This window comes from Gilliamella sp. B2772 (genome assembly GCF_026536985.1).
GTDB classification, from domain to species: domain Bacteria; phylum Pseudomonadota; class Gammaproteobacteria; order Enterobacterales; family Orbaceae; genus Gilliamella; species Gilliamella apicola_E.
In genome coordinates, this window is sequence record NZ_JAFNNB010000001.1 from 185,833 (window position 1) to 199,668 (window position 13,836).

Sequence of the window (13,836 nt, forward strand, 5' to 3'; positions counted from 1 at the left end):
TTATTCAAGCCCTAAAACCATTCGCCCATTTTTGGTTGCAACATTCACCACATTATCTAAATCAGTATAACGACAACCCGTCACGAGTAATTTAAGCTCTTCCCACATATTACCGGTTGAAAAAGGTAACATATAATCACTCACATTATCCGTACCGATCGCAACAGGAATACCCGCAGCAGCCAGTTCATCCACAGGCGTTAAAGAATTGCGAGTAGGGCCATGTTCTTCACGACGAGGACTATCAATCCAAGCAAATGGACAAGCAATCACCATCATCTTTGCCTCTTTCATTTTTTGATAAAGTTTCTGGCGATATTCCAAACTATGCGCAGTAATCGAAATACTATGAATGGCGACCACCTTACCATGCATACCATGCTCAATAGTTTTGTCGGTAAGTTGCTCAGTCTCGATCTCATCTGATGAATTAAATTGATCAACATGCACATGTACCATTTTGCCTAATGATTTACCTGTTTGCATCAACACATCTAAATGGAGAAGCCCCATACCTTCACCATGATCACGCTCATCACGACGAGGCAAGCCACCGATAATATCGACTAAATCAGCCCCTTTATCAAACCAATAACGCGCCTCTTTATCAATAACGCCCTTAAGCGTTTGGTTCACTAATTTAATGGTAATATCTTTTTTATACGTCTCACGCGCCCGCAGAGCACCTCGAATCGCCCGTTCCTCAGCAATCGGATCAATATCAACAAACGACCCCATTGCTGACACACCTTGCTCAATCATCCGCTCAACAGCCATGCTAAAATGGCGATAATAATCATCTTCGCTCATAGCGGCTTTTACTTTATCAAGCGTATCCCATTTCTCAATCAACGTCTGTTTTTGATAGACATCAAAACTATCAACCGTAATGGTAAAAGCACGGTCTGCGTGCATATGTGAATTAACCCAACCACCATTTTGCTTAATTTTATTCATCAAATATGCTTTTAAACTTTGATCTCGACTCGTTGATAACAGGGTTTTACTATCGGTCATAATGGGCCTCTACAATTGAGTTACTTTTAAAATTAATTGGACAAAAAAAATCCCCCAAAAAGGAGGATCAAACTACTTTACATTCATTATTGTTTAGGACTGCAAAATTACAATTTGTCATAAATAGTTAACTTTAATCTTGAATAAATTGCAGAGAATTCTAATCATTTGAATGATAAGATCAAGCACTTTAAATTAAAAAATATTTAAACAAATGAAATGGTTAAAGTATTATTTTTGAGATTTTAACCCAACCAAACCACCATAAAATAGTCTATAGTTTCTAAACAAATAACCCAAACTTAGCTAACTGATTATTTAATAATAATTAACGAGAGTCGAAAAAATGAGATTAACATCATCAATGTAAAAATAATTGAGGAGTCTATACCGTCACAATATTGTATTGACTGCAAATTTAATAATTTATCAGCACAAAACAATAAAAGGGTTAATTCCAAACTCAACACAGCGCGACCAAATTTAACGCCAATGTTTACTAATCAAGGTGATATTCAGAAAAATTAGTAAAATCTTTAGAAAATGCCAAGTCATAACAATAATAGACAATCATTAAACCCAGTGAACGCCTTCTACACAATATTCTTAATCCCAATAAATAATATCTAAAGACAGCTTAAAAGCGTTGAAAACGGATAATCTTTTTAATAAAAAAGTTGAGGAGTGGGGTTTTTGATCTTCTAAATTCCATTTCAAAATTATTTAATGATCAACGTCATTGATTTTAAACTCAAAGATAAAATTTTCAGGATCAATAATCACATTTTTAAAGATTTGTAATTGCAACATCTTCAATTAAAACAGCAATTAACCAAATATCATTTTGATCCTATTTAGATCTTATTTACTAAAGTTAACGCAAATGAGCGAAAAAAGTGTTGCAACGTGTTTTTCCAATCACTATACTTTTTACGCGGTTTAGTTACGAGGCTAAAACGTAGCTTAGAAGTGTAAAATTTCAAATAAATCAAAAAACTACTTGACAGGATTGTCGTACATGTTCTATAATTTTCAACAGGCAACAGGCAACAGGCAACTTGGCCAACCTATAATTTAAATTCGTCTAAGTTCAGCTCCCATCTTAAATTTTCCACTGACGTTTATTTTTCTACTGAATCAAGTGAAATTCAGCGAATTTTCGCGCGATCCTTTTTTCGATCCTTTTCTCAATTATCCCGGCAGATTGTTTTTTTTGTGGCTCTTTTTATTCCTTTTTCGGGGCACGCATTAACTTCACAGACAACTAGGAATGCGATACAGGGTAGTGCGCCGTATTTGACTTTCGACGGTGGTCGTACTCGTATTGTTAATACTAACGATCTGCTTGGTATTACACTATCTGATGGTAAACATTATACGCCTTCTACCAATTCTTCATCTATAACCCCAATCGTCTTACCGGTTGCAGGTCAGAGTTTTGCTGATATTCGTATGTTGGTCCCTACTAATACTAATTCAGTCGCTTTAAGTTCTCTTATCGGTCCGCCTTATAACTATTGGGGGGATGAAGATGGTGATTCTGGCATTACTGCTACAGGTTCTTTAAGTTTATCTATCGTCGATAAATATGGTCAATCTGTATCACGTAGTACAGTGCCAACAATTTGTAAGGCACCTTATAAGTTTACCTTATCAAGTACTAACGGCACATTATCTACACGTTATGGCGTTCCCAATCGTAGTGATTTCAGTGCAAGTAGTGTAACTTATTACATCAACCCTAACGTTACACCGATGGTTTGTTTTGCCAGACCTAATTCAGGTGGTTATGCTGGCCCAGCTTTGATATGGGACCCTACTAAGGGTTTTCTCACTCAGTCAAATGAGCCATCCTCTTACGGTCAAAACTTTCCTACTACTGGTGCTAATGGATTGTATTTTGATTTACTTATTAGTGGCAGTAGTCAGGCGTTGTCTTGGCCTCCAATATCTCAGGGTGGTATCACAGTTAAAATGACTAATTCTACAGCTACAAGCGTTCGTGTTACTTTAACTGGTCCTTCCGCTACTAGATTCCAGATTAATTCAGACAATCCTAGTCGTATTTCCAAACCTTCTTTGCCTCAGACCTTCGAGTTGGTCGGTCGTGATGGTCAAGGTAATCCAGTTGTTAAATATGGTTTTACTTTGAAGCAGTGGTTCGTCCACCGTGTTTCTTGGAATGGCAATTATTCTCCTGCCTTATCTTGGTGTAATGGTATCGGTTATCGAATGCCTCGCGTAAAGGATTTAACCAATGCAGTTCGTAAAGATTTAGTTGTACCTAGTGCCACTCCTTCCTCATTTGGTAATAGTTTTATGCGTCATATAGGTTCGGGTTTTTTCACTGAGTGGGGTTATAATACCGTTGGCACCGCCTTCGAACTTTTTTTCTGGACTAGTGACTCCATTGGTCGTGACCAGGTTATCGTGGGTACGCAGCGTGGTAATGTGGTGAGGCAGAGCCTCTTAGGCAGCGACGGACTTTGTGCCTATCCTTAGTTTTTATTTCTTCGTCCTTAATCCTTAGGGCGGGGGGCATAAAAAATAGTGTTGAGTCATTAAAAGTAAGCTAAGAGTCAACGTCGTTTAGCCATAAAAAGCGAGTTTGTGGCTTAGCGACGTTTGAATTACCCGCCTCGGCGGGTTTATTTTTGCATTTTTTTATCTCAAAAAAAGTTGAGGAGCGGGGTTTTGGGGGGGCTAAATCCTACTTTTTAATGTTGTTTTATATGAATAATCCAGCTTTAAGCTGTGGTGTTTAGTTGTGTTTTTATATCAAAAAGTTGAGGATTTTTTTTGGGGGATAAATTTCGTTTTATAAAACTCCCCTCAATTTTAAACGCTGAAATTTTTAAGATGTTTTTAAGTGTCGATATACCACCGATATTGAACAATATCGGTGGCTGGTTTTGTTACATTTTTTCAACCGTTTTAATACCAAGCATATCTAAACCGGTTTTAAGGGTTTTTGCTGTTAAAGATGCCAGTTTTAGACGGCTATGTTTCAAGTCTTCATTTTCGGCTGCCAAAATTGGGCAGTGCTCATAGAAGCTAGAGAATAGGGTGGCGATATCATACAAATAGGCGCACAGCACATGCGGTGTGCCTTCTGCAGCAACGGTTGAAACGGTTTCATCAAATTGAATTAATCGAATTGCTAATGTTCGCTCTTTGTCCGTGCCTAAATTGATATTACCAGTTAAGCTATCTTCGTTGATATTTGATTTTCTAAACACCGACAGTACGCGTGTATAGGCATATTGTAGATATGGTGCAGTATTGCCTTCAAATGACAACATGTTATCCCAATCAAAAACATAATCGGTGGTACGATTTTTGGATAGGTCGGCATATTTCACTGCGCCAATCGCCACAGCATCAATCACTTTGGCAAGTTCTGTTGGTGAAAGATCGGGATTTTTACTTTTAATTAGTGCTTCTGCACGCTCTGTTGCTTCGTCAAGCAGGTCGTTTAATTTTACGGTATCACCTGAGCGAGTCTTAAACGGCTTGCCGTCTTTACCTAACATCATACCAAACATGTGGTGTTCAAGTTTTAAGGATTCTGGTACATATTTCGCTTTATGCACGATATCCCAAACTTGTTCTAGATGTTGGTGTTGACGTGAATCGGTATAATATAAAATACGTTCAGCATGGAGTGTTTCGTAACGATATTTTACACAGGCAATGTCGGTTGTTGCATAAAGATAGCCACCATCACGTTTTTGGATAATAACGCCCATTGGTTCGCCTTCTTTATTTTTGTATTCATCTAAAAAGACGACGATGGCACCGTCACTTTCAACCGCTAATTTTTTCTGTTTTAGATCGGCAACAATGCCTGGTAGCATACTGTTATAGATGCTTTCGCCCATTGTATCTTCAACCGATAAGGTGACATTAAGGCGTTTATATGTGGCAATGTTTTGTGTCATGGTGATATCCACCAATTTTCGCCACATTTCACGGCAATATTGATCACCACCTTGAAGTTTTACGACATAATTACGGGCTTTTTCGGCAAAGGCTTCGTCTTCGTCGTAATGTTTTTTAGCTGCGCGATAGAACGATTCTAAATCTGAAAGTTCCATATCGTTGGCATGTTCGTTTTCCATTTTTTCAAGGTAGGCGATTAACATCCCAAATTGGGTTCCCCAATCACCAACATGGTTGGCACGGATAACATTATGACCAAGAAAGCTTAATACTCGGACACTAGCATCACCAATAATAGTTGAGCGTAAATGGCCGACGTGCATCTCTTTTGCTACGTTTGGTGCAGAGTAATCAACCACAATAGTTTGTGGTTTGGCTGGTAAAGTAATATTCAGTTTATCACTATTTAGCGCGACTTCGTTTTGTTCAGCAATCCAACTATCTTTTAAAAAGATATTAATAAAACCAGGACCGGCGATCTCGATTTTATCGGCAATATCATCAATATCAAGATGTTGTAAAACTTTTTCAGCTAATGCTCGTGGTGGCATTCCCAATTTTTTAGCGGTAGACATGATACCATTTGCTTGGTAGTCACCAAATTGGGCTTTAGCTGATTGCTTGATTAAAGCGTCGCAGTTTTTATCAGCACCCGCCATAATCATTGCTTGAGAAACACGTTGTGTTAATAGTTGTTGAATATTCACACTGAACCTAATCGATTAAAATAAAATGCCCAATATAATACTGATAAATTGATAAATTGTCACTGTGGGATTAGTTAAGGACAAGTAAATAGCTGATTCTTTTATAAACGAAAATTTTTTTATTTAGATGTAATTTATTAACTTAATTATAAAATAGATAAAAAAATAAAGAGAAAACAGGTGCCGAAATTTGTTTAACTGCCTGATTATCAATATCCTTTTGCTCTTTTCAACTTCGGTGTTTGCTCAAGACCATCTGCAAGAACTCAGATTCACAATTGACAAAATAGTATGATAATTATGGTGAAAATATCCTTTTGAATGAATATGCAAAACTCACTCCCCCCTTAAATAAGCAAGAAATCGATTTTCCGATTACAAATGGGGCTAAGCGGAAATTTTATAAAGCTATCAGTTTGATCAAGTGCAGTTACTCTCTTCCAAAATCATAGATAAGTTTGCAGGCAACCGTTGAAGGTAACTATTTACAATTATACCTTCACCCTCTAAACTAATGTCGTTCTCAACGGGGTGCCCTAGTGGGCTGAGAGTGTCAGATTGACTGACATAACTCGTCGAACCTGAACTGGATAATGCCAGCGGAGGGATTTGAGTTATTATATCTGCTCAAACCTTTTGTCTTTTACCTATTTCTTTGGAGGCAAAATGTTTTGTAAAAACTTTTTACTACCTGTTATTTTTCTATTTTCACTTTTTAGCCCATTAGCCAATGCAGAACTGCCTACTTTGACGGTTTATAGCTATAATTCATTTATGTCACAATGGGGACCCGGTGAGGCAATCAAAAAAGGGTTTGAAGCTCAGTGCAATTGCCAACTTGAGGTTGTGACATTAGGTGATGGTGTGTCGGTTTTAAATCGTATTCGCCTTGAAGGCGATAAAACGAATGCGGATGTTATTTTAGGGTTAGATAACAACCTATTAGAGCAAGCCAAACAAGCGAATATTCTTATTCCTCATCAAATCGCTAAACCCGACAATCTCAACACCAATTGGTGGGATGATAGTTTTATGCCTTATGATTTTGGTTATTTTGCTTTTATCTACAATAATAACAAAGTCAAAAATCCACCTCATTCTTTACATGAACTGGTTGAAAATAAAGCAGGTTGGAAAATCATCTACCAAGATCCAAGAACCAGTACACCAGGACTTGGTTTACTATTTTGGGTAAAAAAAGTTTATGGTGATAAAGCAGCAGAAGCGTGGCAACAAATCGCTAAAAACACGGTGACGGTCACCAAAGGTTGGAGCGAAGCTTATGGTATGTTTTTAAAAGGCGAAGCGGATTTTGTACTTAGTTACAGTACATCGCCAGTGGCACATATCATTAATGAAAACGAGCATCACTACGAAGCAGCTATTTTTGATGAAGGGCACTATCGTCAAGTTGAAGTAGCCGGAATTATTAAATACAGTCAAGAAATTGACCTAGCGCGCCAATTTTTACGTTATTTGCTGACACCTGAAGTCCAACACCAATTTGCTGAGAAAAATGTGATGTATCCGATTATCAAAACGGATCTACCTAATGCCTTTGCGCAAATTAATTCGGTCAATAAATCGTTAGAATTTGAGCCAGCAGAGATTGAAAAACATCAAAAAGCTTGGATTCGAGAATGGCAATCGGCAATTAGTAAATAGATCCGTATCGCCAATGTTGAAATTTAAATCGTTATTACCCGGAATGAGTGCAGCGAGCTTAATACTCATTATCTTAAGCTCGGCGCTTATTGCTATTTGGCGATTTGCCTTAGAGTCAGGAAATTTGACGATTTATCTTGATAGTTATGTGCTTCATATTGTTTGGATCACTTTTTATCAAGCTTTGTTATCGACAATACTTTCGCTGGCATCAGCAATATTAATGGCCAAGGCGCTCTCCTTTATTGATTTTAAAGGTAAAAAGTTACTGATAAAAATAATGCCAATTACCTTTATTTTACCCGCTTTGGTGGTTGTGACAGGGTTGTTGTCGGTATATGGGCAACAAGGTTTACTGGCTTACATTTGCCAAGTACTGCATATCCCATTTTCATTTCCTATTTATGGCTTGCAAGGTATTTTGTTGGCTCATGTTTTTTTGAATTTTCCTTATGCTTGTGTGCTCTTTTACAAAACATTAAACAGTGTTGCTATAGAACAAAGACAGTTAGCGGCACAACTTAATTTTTCAACACTTACCTATTTTAAATTACTTGAATGGCCGTTACTGCGTAGACAAATATTGCCTATGGCAGCACTTATTTTTATGCTCTGTTTTTCGAGTTTTGCCATTGTGCTTGCATTGGGTGGTGGTCCCAAATATACCACGCTGGAAGTGGCTATTTATCAAGCAGTGCGAGACTTTGATCTATTACAAGCCGCATTACTATCTTGCGTGCAGTTGGTTTGCTGTATTGTTTTTATCAGCTTGATGCAGAAAATAAATAGAAATGATAGAAAGCTGAGTGTTAAATTTAGTCACTCCAACTATCAATTACCGATAACCAATTGGTTAAAAATGATTAGTATGATAATTATCGTAATAGGGGGATTATTTATATTGTCCCCGATGATTACTATACTTTTTCAAGGTTTCTATTTTTTCCAAATATCATTACTCACATCGATATTGCAACAAGCTTTACTCTATTCAATCCTTATTGCTATAGGTTCGGCTATGATAGCGATGTTACTTGGGTTACTTTTGCTATGGACCAATTGCCGACTATTGATTAACCAACAACGTCAATTAAGTAATCGGCTTATGATGGTTGCCTCCTTGATATTAGCTATACCAAACATGGTATTAGCATCGGGATTGTTTTTATTGTTATTCGGTTTTAGTCATAACACTGTTTTTATCTGCTTATTAATTATGGTTTGTAATGGGTTAATGGCGTTACCTTTCATCCTTAAAAATTTAGCTACGCCGATGTATGATATTACTGCACGCTATTGGCAATTAACTCAAACCCTTAATATCAATGGATTAATGCATTTTTATTTGGTCGATTTTAAGGGGTTAAAAAGCCTTATGTTGATGAGTTTTGCCCTTGCTGCCATATTGTCATTGGGCGATTTTGGGGTAATAGCTCTGTTTGGCGGGCAGTCGGTGACCACGTTACCTTATTATTTATATCAACAGATATCGCATTATCATTATCAAGAAAGTATCGTGACAGCCGCGATATTATTACTTTTATCTTTTAGTTTATTGGTTGTGATGGATTATGATCGAACTTCAAAAAATTGAATATCAATATGACAACTTCAACATGCACTTTACGCTAAATATTGCGGCTAAAGAGCGGGTTGTTATTGTCGGACCAAGTGGCGCGGGCAAAAGTACATTACTTAGCTTGATTGCGGGGTTCATCTTTCCTAAATCAGGACAAATCATTTTAAATAACCAAAATGTCACAACAACGTTACCCGGTAAACGCCCTGTCTCGATGCTATTTCAACAAAATAACTTATTTAGCCATCTAACGGTTGAACAAAATATTGCTTTAGGCATCAAGCCGACATTAAAACTGAGTCGAGCTGAACAAACGACTATTAATGATATTCTGGTTCGTGTCGGGCTGGAAGGCTTTAACCATCGCTATCCCGAACAGCTATCGGGTGGTCAACGGCAACGCGTGGCTTTGGCTCGCTGTCTTATACAACATCGTCCTATACTATTATTAGATGAGCCATTTTCTGCTCTTGACCAAGCTCTTCGCTTTGAAATGTTGGCATTGGTGAATCAGGTTTGTAGTGAATTTAATCTGACCTTAATGATGGTATCGCATTATTTGGATGAGTCACTTAGCCATTTTTCCCGCTGTGTGGTTATTGAAAATGGAAACGTCATTTTTAATGCAGAACCAAAAAAGCTAGCTGAAAATCAAGAGATAGCTAAATTGTTAGGGATAAGTTATTATTCATAATTAGTGTCCTCAGTAAAAAAAGTTGAGGAACGGGGTTTTTGGGGTTCTAAATTCTGCTTTGCAATGTTGTCTCAAATAAGTAATTCCGCTTTAAACTGTGGCGCTTTTTAGTAGCTGTGTTTTTCTATCAAAAAAAGTTGAGGAGCGGGGGTTTTGAGGTTTTAGATTTCACTTAAAACTTTTAAATGATCATAACCACTATTTTAAATACTAAAATAATTTTTTCAGGATCAATAACCGTGATTCTAAAGATTTGTAATGATAGTCTTTAATTAAAACAGTGCTTAATCAATTATAATTTAGATCCTTTTTAGATCATCTTTACAAAAGTTAACGCAAATGAGCGAAAAAAAGTGTTGCATCGTGTTTTTCCAATCACTATACTTTTTACACGGTTTTAGCTACAAGGCTAAAATTTGATATAAAAGTATAAAATTGTAAATAAATCAAAAAATTACTTGACAAGGTAGTCTAAAATGCATTATAATTTTCAACAGGCAACAGGCAACAGGCAACCTGGCCAACCTATCTTTTAAATTCGTCTAAGTCTAGCGCCCAGTTTAATTTTTTCACTGAAACTTATTTTTCCACGCAATCAAGTGAAATTCTGCGAATTTTCGCGCAATCGCTTCCGCGATCCTTTTCTCGATCGTTTAGCGGATCCTCTTTTCGCACCTTCGATTTTTCTAAATTATCCCGGCAGATTGTTTTTTTCGTGGCGTTTTTCCTTCCTTTTTCGGGCCACGCATTAACTTCACAGACAACTAAGAATGCGATACAGGGTAGTGCACCGTATTTGACTTTCGATGGTGGTCGTACTCGTGTTGTTAATACAAACGGTCTGCTTAGGATTACGTTGTCTGACGGAACTAAGTACACGCCTTCAACCAATACTTCATCTTCTTCAAGACCTATCGTCTTGCCGGTTGCAGGTCAGAGTTTTGCTGATATCCGTATGTTGGTTCCTACTGATACTAATTCAGTCACTTTGAGTTCTCTTATCGGTCCGCCTTATAATTATTGGGGGGATGATGATGGTGATGCTAACGTTACAGCTACAGGTTCTTTAAGTTTATCTATCGTTGATAAATACAATCAAGCAGTATCACGTAGTACCGTTCCAACAATTTGTAAGGCACCTTATAAGGTTACGTTATCCAGTACTAACGGTACATTATCCTCTCGTTACGGTTTTCCTAATCGTAGTGATTTTAGTGAAAGTAATGTGACTTATTACGTCAATCCTAAGGCTGAGCCGGTGGTTTGTTTTGCAAGACCGAATATGTACTATGGTAGGGGTCATGAAGCTGGTCCTTCTTGGATGTGGGACCCTGCTAATGGTTTTCTCACTCAAAAAACAGACCCATCACTTTACGGTCAAAACTTTCCTACAACTGGCGCTAACAAACTGTACTTTGATTTACTTATTAGTGGTGTTAGTCAGCCATTGTCTTGGTCTCGAGTTTCTCGGGGTGGTATCACAGTCACAATGTCTAATCCTACTGCTACAAGCGTACGCGTTACTTTAACTGGTCCTTATGCTGGTCGTATTTCTACTCCATCTTTGCCTCAGACATTCGAGTTGGTCGGTCGTGATAATAATCGTACTCCTGTTGTTAAATATGGTTTTACTTTGAAGCGGTGGTTCGTCAACCGTCTTAATGTGTCTAGTACCACTTATCCTCGTACTTTATCTTGGTGTAATAGTATTGGTTATCGAGTACCTCGCGTAAAGGATTTAACCAATGCATCTTGTCCGCCAGGCTCCTATAACGATTTATCCTGTAGGGGTTCAGTCGGCGCCGCCCCTTCCTCACCTGATAATCATTACCAACGTAGAATTGATTCAGGCTTTTTCACTGAGTGGGGTTCTATGGGAGGATACTCTGGCACTGACTTCGACAGCCAAATGTACTGGACTAGTGATCTGGCTAGTGCCCCGGCTGGTAGCGCCCAGTTTGTCGTGCACTCATCCGAAGGTGAAGTGTCTTGGATTTACCCCAACACCAACCACATCTACATGCTTTGTGCCTATCCTTAGTTCTTATTTCTTCGTTCTTAATCCTTAGTCCGGGGGTGGGGGTGATAAAGAAATAGTGTGAAGTCATTAAAAGTAAGCTGACTCAACGAGTCAACGTCGTTTAGCCATAAAAAAAGCGATTTTGTGGCTAAGCGACAAAAATGCTGGGCACCGAGGTGGTGGTTAAAAATATTGATATTAAAGGAGTAATATAAAATGAATATTGAAGATAAAATAGCGTTAAGTAAAAGTCCGGTTCAGTTTATTGCCGAAGGTAATTTTTTAAAGCTTTATAATCAATCATTATATGTGGTTCAGCAATTATTGGGTTTTAACTTAAAGGTAACTTATCGAAAAAAAGTTGAGGAGTGGGGTTTTTAACCTTATTTTTTATTAAAAATCAAAAATTAACCTTTATTCATTGCTTCTTAAGGTTTTGTTAATCTGTTTTTGTTAGTTTAGTGACACTTCTATTTGTGATTAATGAGGCAAAAGTTGGATAGGAATTTTAGTTGGCGTTCGTTGGTTTATGCGATTTTGTATTTCTGTTACTTTTCTTGTGCTTTGCAACTTTATATTGCGCTGTCAGGTCATGCTAATTTTATTGGGCTTCGTGACTCGATAATTTATAGTATGATTTGGCTGGTGCCTACTCTCTTTTTTCCTAATATTACCAAAAAATTTGCTACCATTTATGGCATTATCGTCGGTGGGTTGTCACTAATTTCGATTGGTTATTTTACGATATATCGACAGGAGTTTTCGCAGAGTGTTTTTTTTGTGATGGCAGAGTCGAATTATAATGAGTCACATGAATTTATTTCCCAGTACCTTAGTATTAAACTCGTCGCCGTGCTGTTGATTTATATTTTGGTTGGGGTGTTTTTGTGGTTTAAGGTTAAACCGGTTTATGTAAAAAATATGACTAAATGGGTAGTGTCGATAATCATTGTGGTTTATGCGTTGATGCCATTGTTTATTAGTGTGGCGATTAAGAAGACCTCGTTTGAGCGCGCTACCCAGCATCTGTTAAGTCGGATGGAAACGACGGTTCCATGGCAATTGCTCAGTAGTTATATTGCTTATCGTTCTCAGCTTTCTAATATGGAAAAAATCTTAAATCATCTCGAAACCTTGCCTAAATTCGAAAATTTAACCGATGCCAATGGAAATACTCCAAGAACGTTAGTGCTGGTGATTGGTGAGTCAACGACTCGTAGCCGTATGGGGATTTATGGTTATGAGCGTGATACGACGCCGTTAATCGAGCAATTTAAAAAAGATAACCCTGATTTTCTTGCTTTTAATGATGTTGTTTCATCAAGACCTTATACGATCGAGATTTTACAACAAGCACTAACTTTGGCCGATGAGCAACATCCTGATTTATATCTTTCTAAGCCATCTTTAATTCATTTGATGAAGCAGGCCGGCTATAAGACTTTTTGGATTACCAATCAACAAACGATGACCAAGCGCAATACGATGTTGACGATGTTCTCTAAGCAAGCTGATGAGCAGTTTTATATGAATAATGATCGTAATCAGAGTTCCAGACAATATGATTCGTCGGTTTTTGAGCCGTTTAAGAATGTGCTAAATGATCCTGCTGAAAAGAAATTTATTGTTATTCATCTGCTCGGTACGCATATGAAATATGAGCTGCGCTATCCCGAGGGTGAGGAGTATCAGCGTTTTAAAGATAAGACTGGCGTAAATTTTGATTTGGATGATGATAAGTTAAAAGTTTATAACAGTTATGATAATGCGGTCGCGTTTAATGATTTTGTTACCACTGAGCTGTTTAAGCTATTTAAGAATAGTGATCCAAATGGTTTTATTTTGTATTTTTCCGATCATGGTGAGGAAGTTTATCAAACGGCTCCGCATGATGTTTTAGGGCGTAATGAGAAGGCGCCAACTCGGGCTATGTATACGGTTCCTTTTATGCTTTGGCAATCGCCTAAGTGGCTTATGAGTCATCCTAATCATTTTGAGTCTTATGTGAATCGAAAATTTAGTACTCAGGATTTGATTCATACTTGGTCTGATTTGGCTGGGTTAAGCTTCGATGATTATCAACCCGAAAAAAGTATTGTGAATGAAAAATTTGCACAGCCAACTCGATGGATTGGTGATCCTCATGGTAAGGAGGGGTTAACCGATTTCGATCAGCTCGCTAAATAGTGATTTACAGATAAAGTAAAGGTAT

The 13,836-nt window shown here is 37.6% G+C and carries 9 protein-coding genes and 1 riboswitch; of the genes, 7 read left to right on the forward strand and 2 right to left on the reverse strand.

Annotated elements, in window-relative coordinates; all coding sequences use genetic code 11:
* Complete coding sequence (locus J3T98_RS00845) at nucleotides 1-1,017, reverse strand: amidohydrolase family protein (RefSeq protein WP_267356954.1); 1,017 nt, start codon at nucleotides 1,015-1,017, stop codon at nucleotides 1-3.
* Nucleotides 1,018-2,232: 1,215 nt separating this feature from the next.
* On the opposite strand from J3T98_RS00845, the gene J3T98_RS00850 reads away from it, so the two are divergent.
* Nucleotides 2,233-3,519, forward strand: coding sequence for a hypothetical protein (locus J3T98_RS00850; RefSeq protein ID WP_141673939.1), 1,287 nt, complete (start codon nucleotides 2,233-2,235; stop codon nucleotides 3,517-3,519).
* A 413-nt stretch (nucleotides 3,520-3,932) separates the two neighbouring features.
* On the opposite strand, the gene argS is transcribed toward J3T98_RS00850, so the two are convergent.
* Nucleotides 3,933-5,666: an arginine--tRNA ligase gene (gene argS, locus J3T98_RS00855; RefSeq protein ID WP_065562857.1), complete on the reverse strand. Its 1,734-nt coding sequence runs from the start codon at nucleotides 5,664-5,666 to the stop codon at nucleotides 3,933-3,935.
* A 517-nt stretch (nucleotides 5,667-6,183) separates the two neighbouring features.
* A riboswitch (TPP riboswitch) is annotated at nucleotides 6,184-6,292 on the forward strand.
* Between the two features lie 40 nt (nucleotides 6,293-6,332).
* Here argS and thiB point away from each other — a divergent pair.
* The 6 genes from thiB to cptA all read left to right on the forward strand — a co-directional run bounded on the left by thiB (nucleotide 6,333) and on the right by cptA (nucleotide 13,811).
* Complete coding sequence (thiB, locus tag J3T98_RS00860) at nucleotides 6,333-7,331, forward strand: thiamine ABC transporter substrate binding subunit (protein WP_065734540.1); 999 nt, start codon at nucleotides 6,333-6,335, stop codon at nucleotides 7,329-7,331.
* A gap of 13 nt (nucleotides 7,332-7,344) precedes the next feature.
* The gene (gene thiP, locus J3T98_RS00865) at nucleotides 7,345-8,925 is read left to right on the forward strand and encodes a thiamine/thiamine pyrophosphate ABC transporter permease (RefSeq protein WP_267361894.1); all 1,581 of its coding nucleotides are present in this window, start codon (nucleotides 7,345-7,347) and stop codon (nucleotides 8,923-8,925) included.
* The gene (thiQ, locus tag J3T98_RS00870; protein WP_267361895.1) at nucleotides 8,903-9,604 is read left to right on the forward strand and encodes a thiamine ABC transporter ATP-binding protein ThiQ; all 702 of its coding nucleotides are present in this window, start codon (nucleotides 8,903-8,905) and stop codon (nucleotides 9,602-9,604) included. The genes thiP and thiQ overlap by 23 nt, the downstream gene beginning before the upstream one ends.
* 715 nt (nucleotides 9,605-10,319) lie before the next feature.
* Entirely contained in the window at nucleotides 10,320-11,645 is a 1,326-nt protein-coding gene (locus tag J3T98_RS00875) for a hypothetical protein (RefSeq protein ID WP_141673887.1), read from the forward strand.
* Nucleotides 11,646-11,840: 195 nt separating this feature from the next.
* Nucleotides 11,841-12,005, forward strand: a complete 165-nt coding sequence (locus J3T98_RS00880) for a hypothetical protein (RefSeq protein ID WP_176701498.1) — start codon at nucleotides 11,841-11,843, stop codon at nucleotides 12,003-12,005.
* A 114-nt stretch (nucleotides 12,006-12,119) separates the two neighbouring features.
* Nucleotides 12,120-13,811 carry a phosphoethanolamine transferase CptA gene (cptA, locus tag J3T98_RS00885; protein WP_267361896.1) on the forward strand — a complete coding sequence of 564 codons (1,692 nt, stop codon included), beginning with the start codon at nucleotides 12,120-12,122 and terminating at the stop codon, nucleotides 13,809-13,811.
* Nucleotides 13,812-13,836 lie beyond the last annotated feature (25 nt).

Bases quoted from the DNA above. Each gene is read 5' to 3' on its own strand.
- J3T98_RS00845 (WP_267356954.1), bottom strand. From the start codon at position 1,017: ATGACCGATAGTAAAACCCTGTTATCAACGAGTCGAGATCAAAGTTTA.
- thiB (WP_065734540.1), top strand. From the start codon at position 6,333: ATGTTTTGTAAAAACTTTTTACTACCTGTTATTTTTCTATTTTCACTT.
- thiP (WP_267361894.1), top strand. From the start codon at position 7,345: ATGTTGAAATTTAAATCGTTATTACCCGGAATGAGTGCAGCGAGCTTA.
- thiQ (WP_267361895.1), top strand. From the start codon at position 8,903: ATGATCGAACTTCAAAAAATTGAATATCAATATGACAACTTCAACATG.
- J3T98_RS00880 (WP_176701498.1), top strand. From the start codon at position 11,841: ATGAATATTGAAGATAAAATAGCGTTAAGTAAAAGTCCGGTTCAGTTT.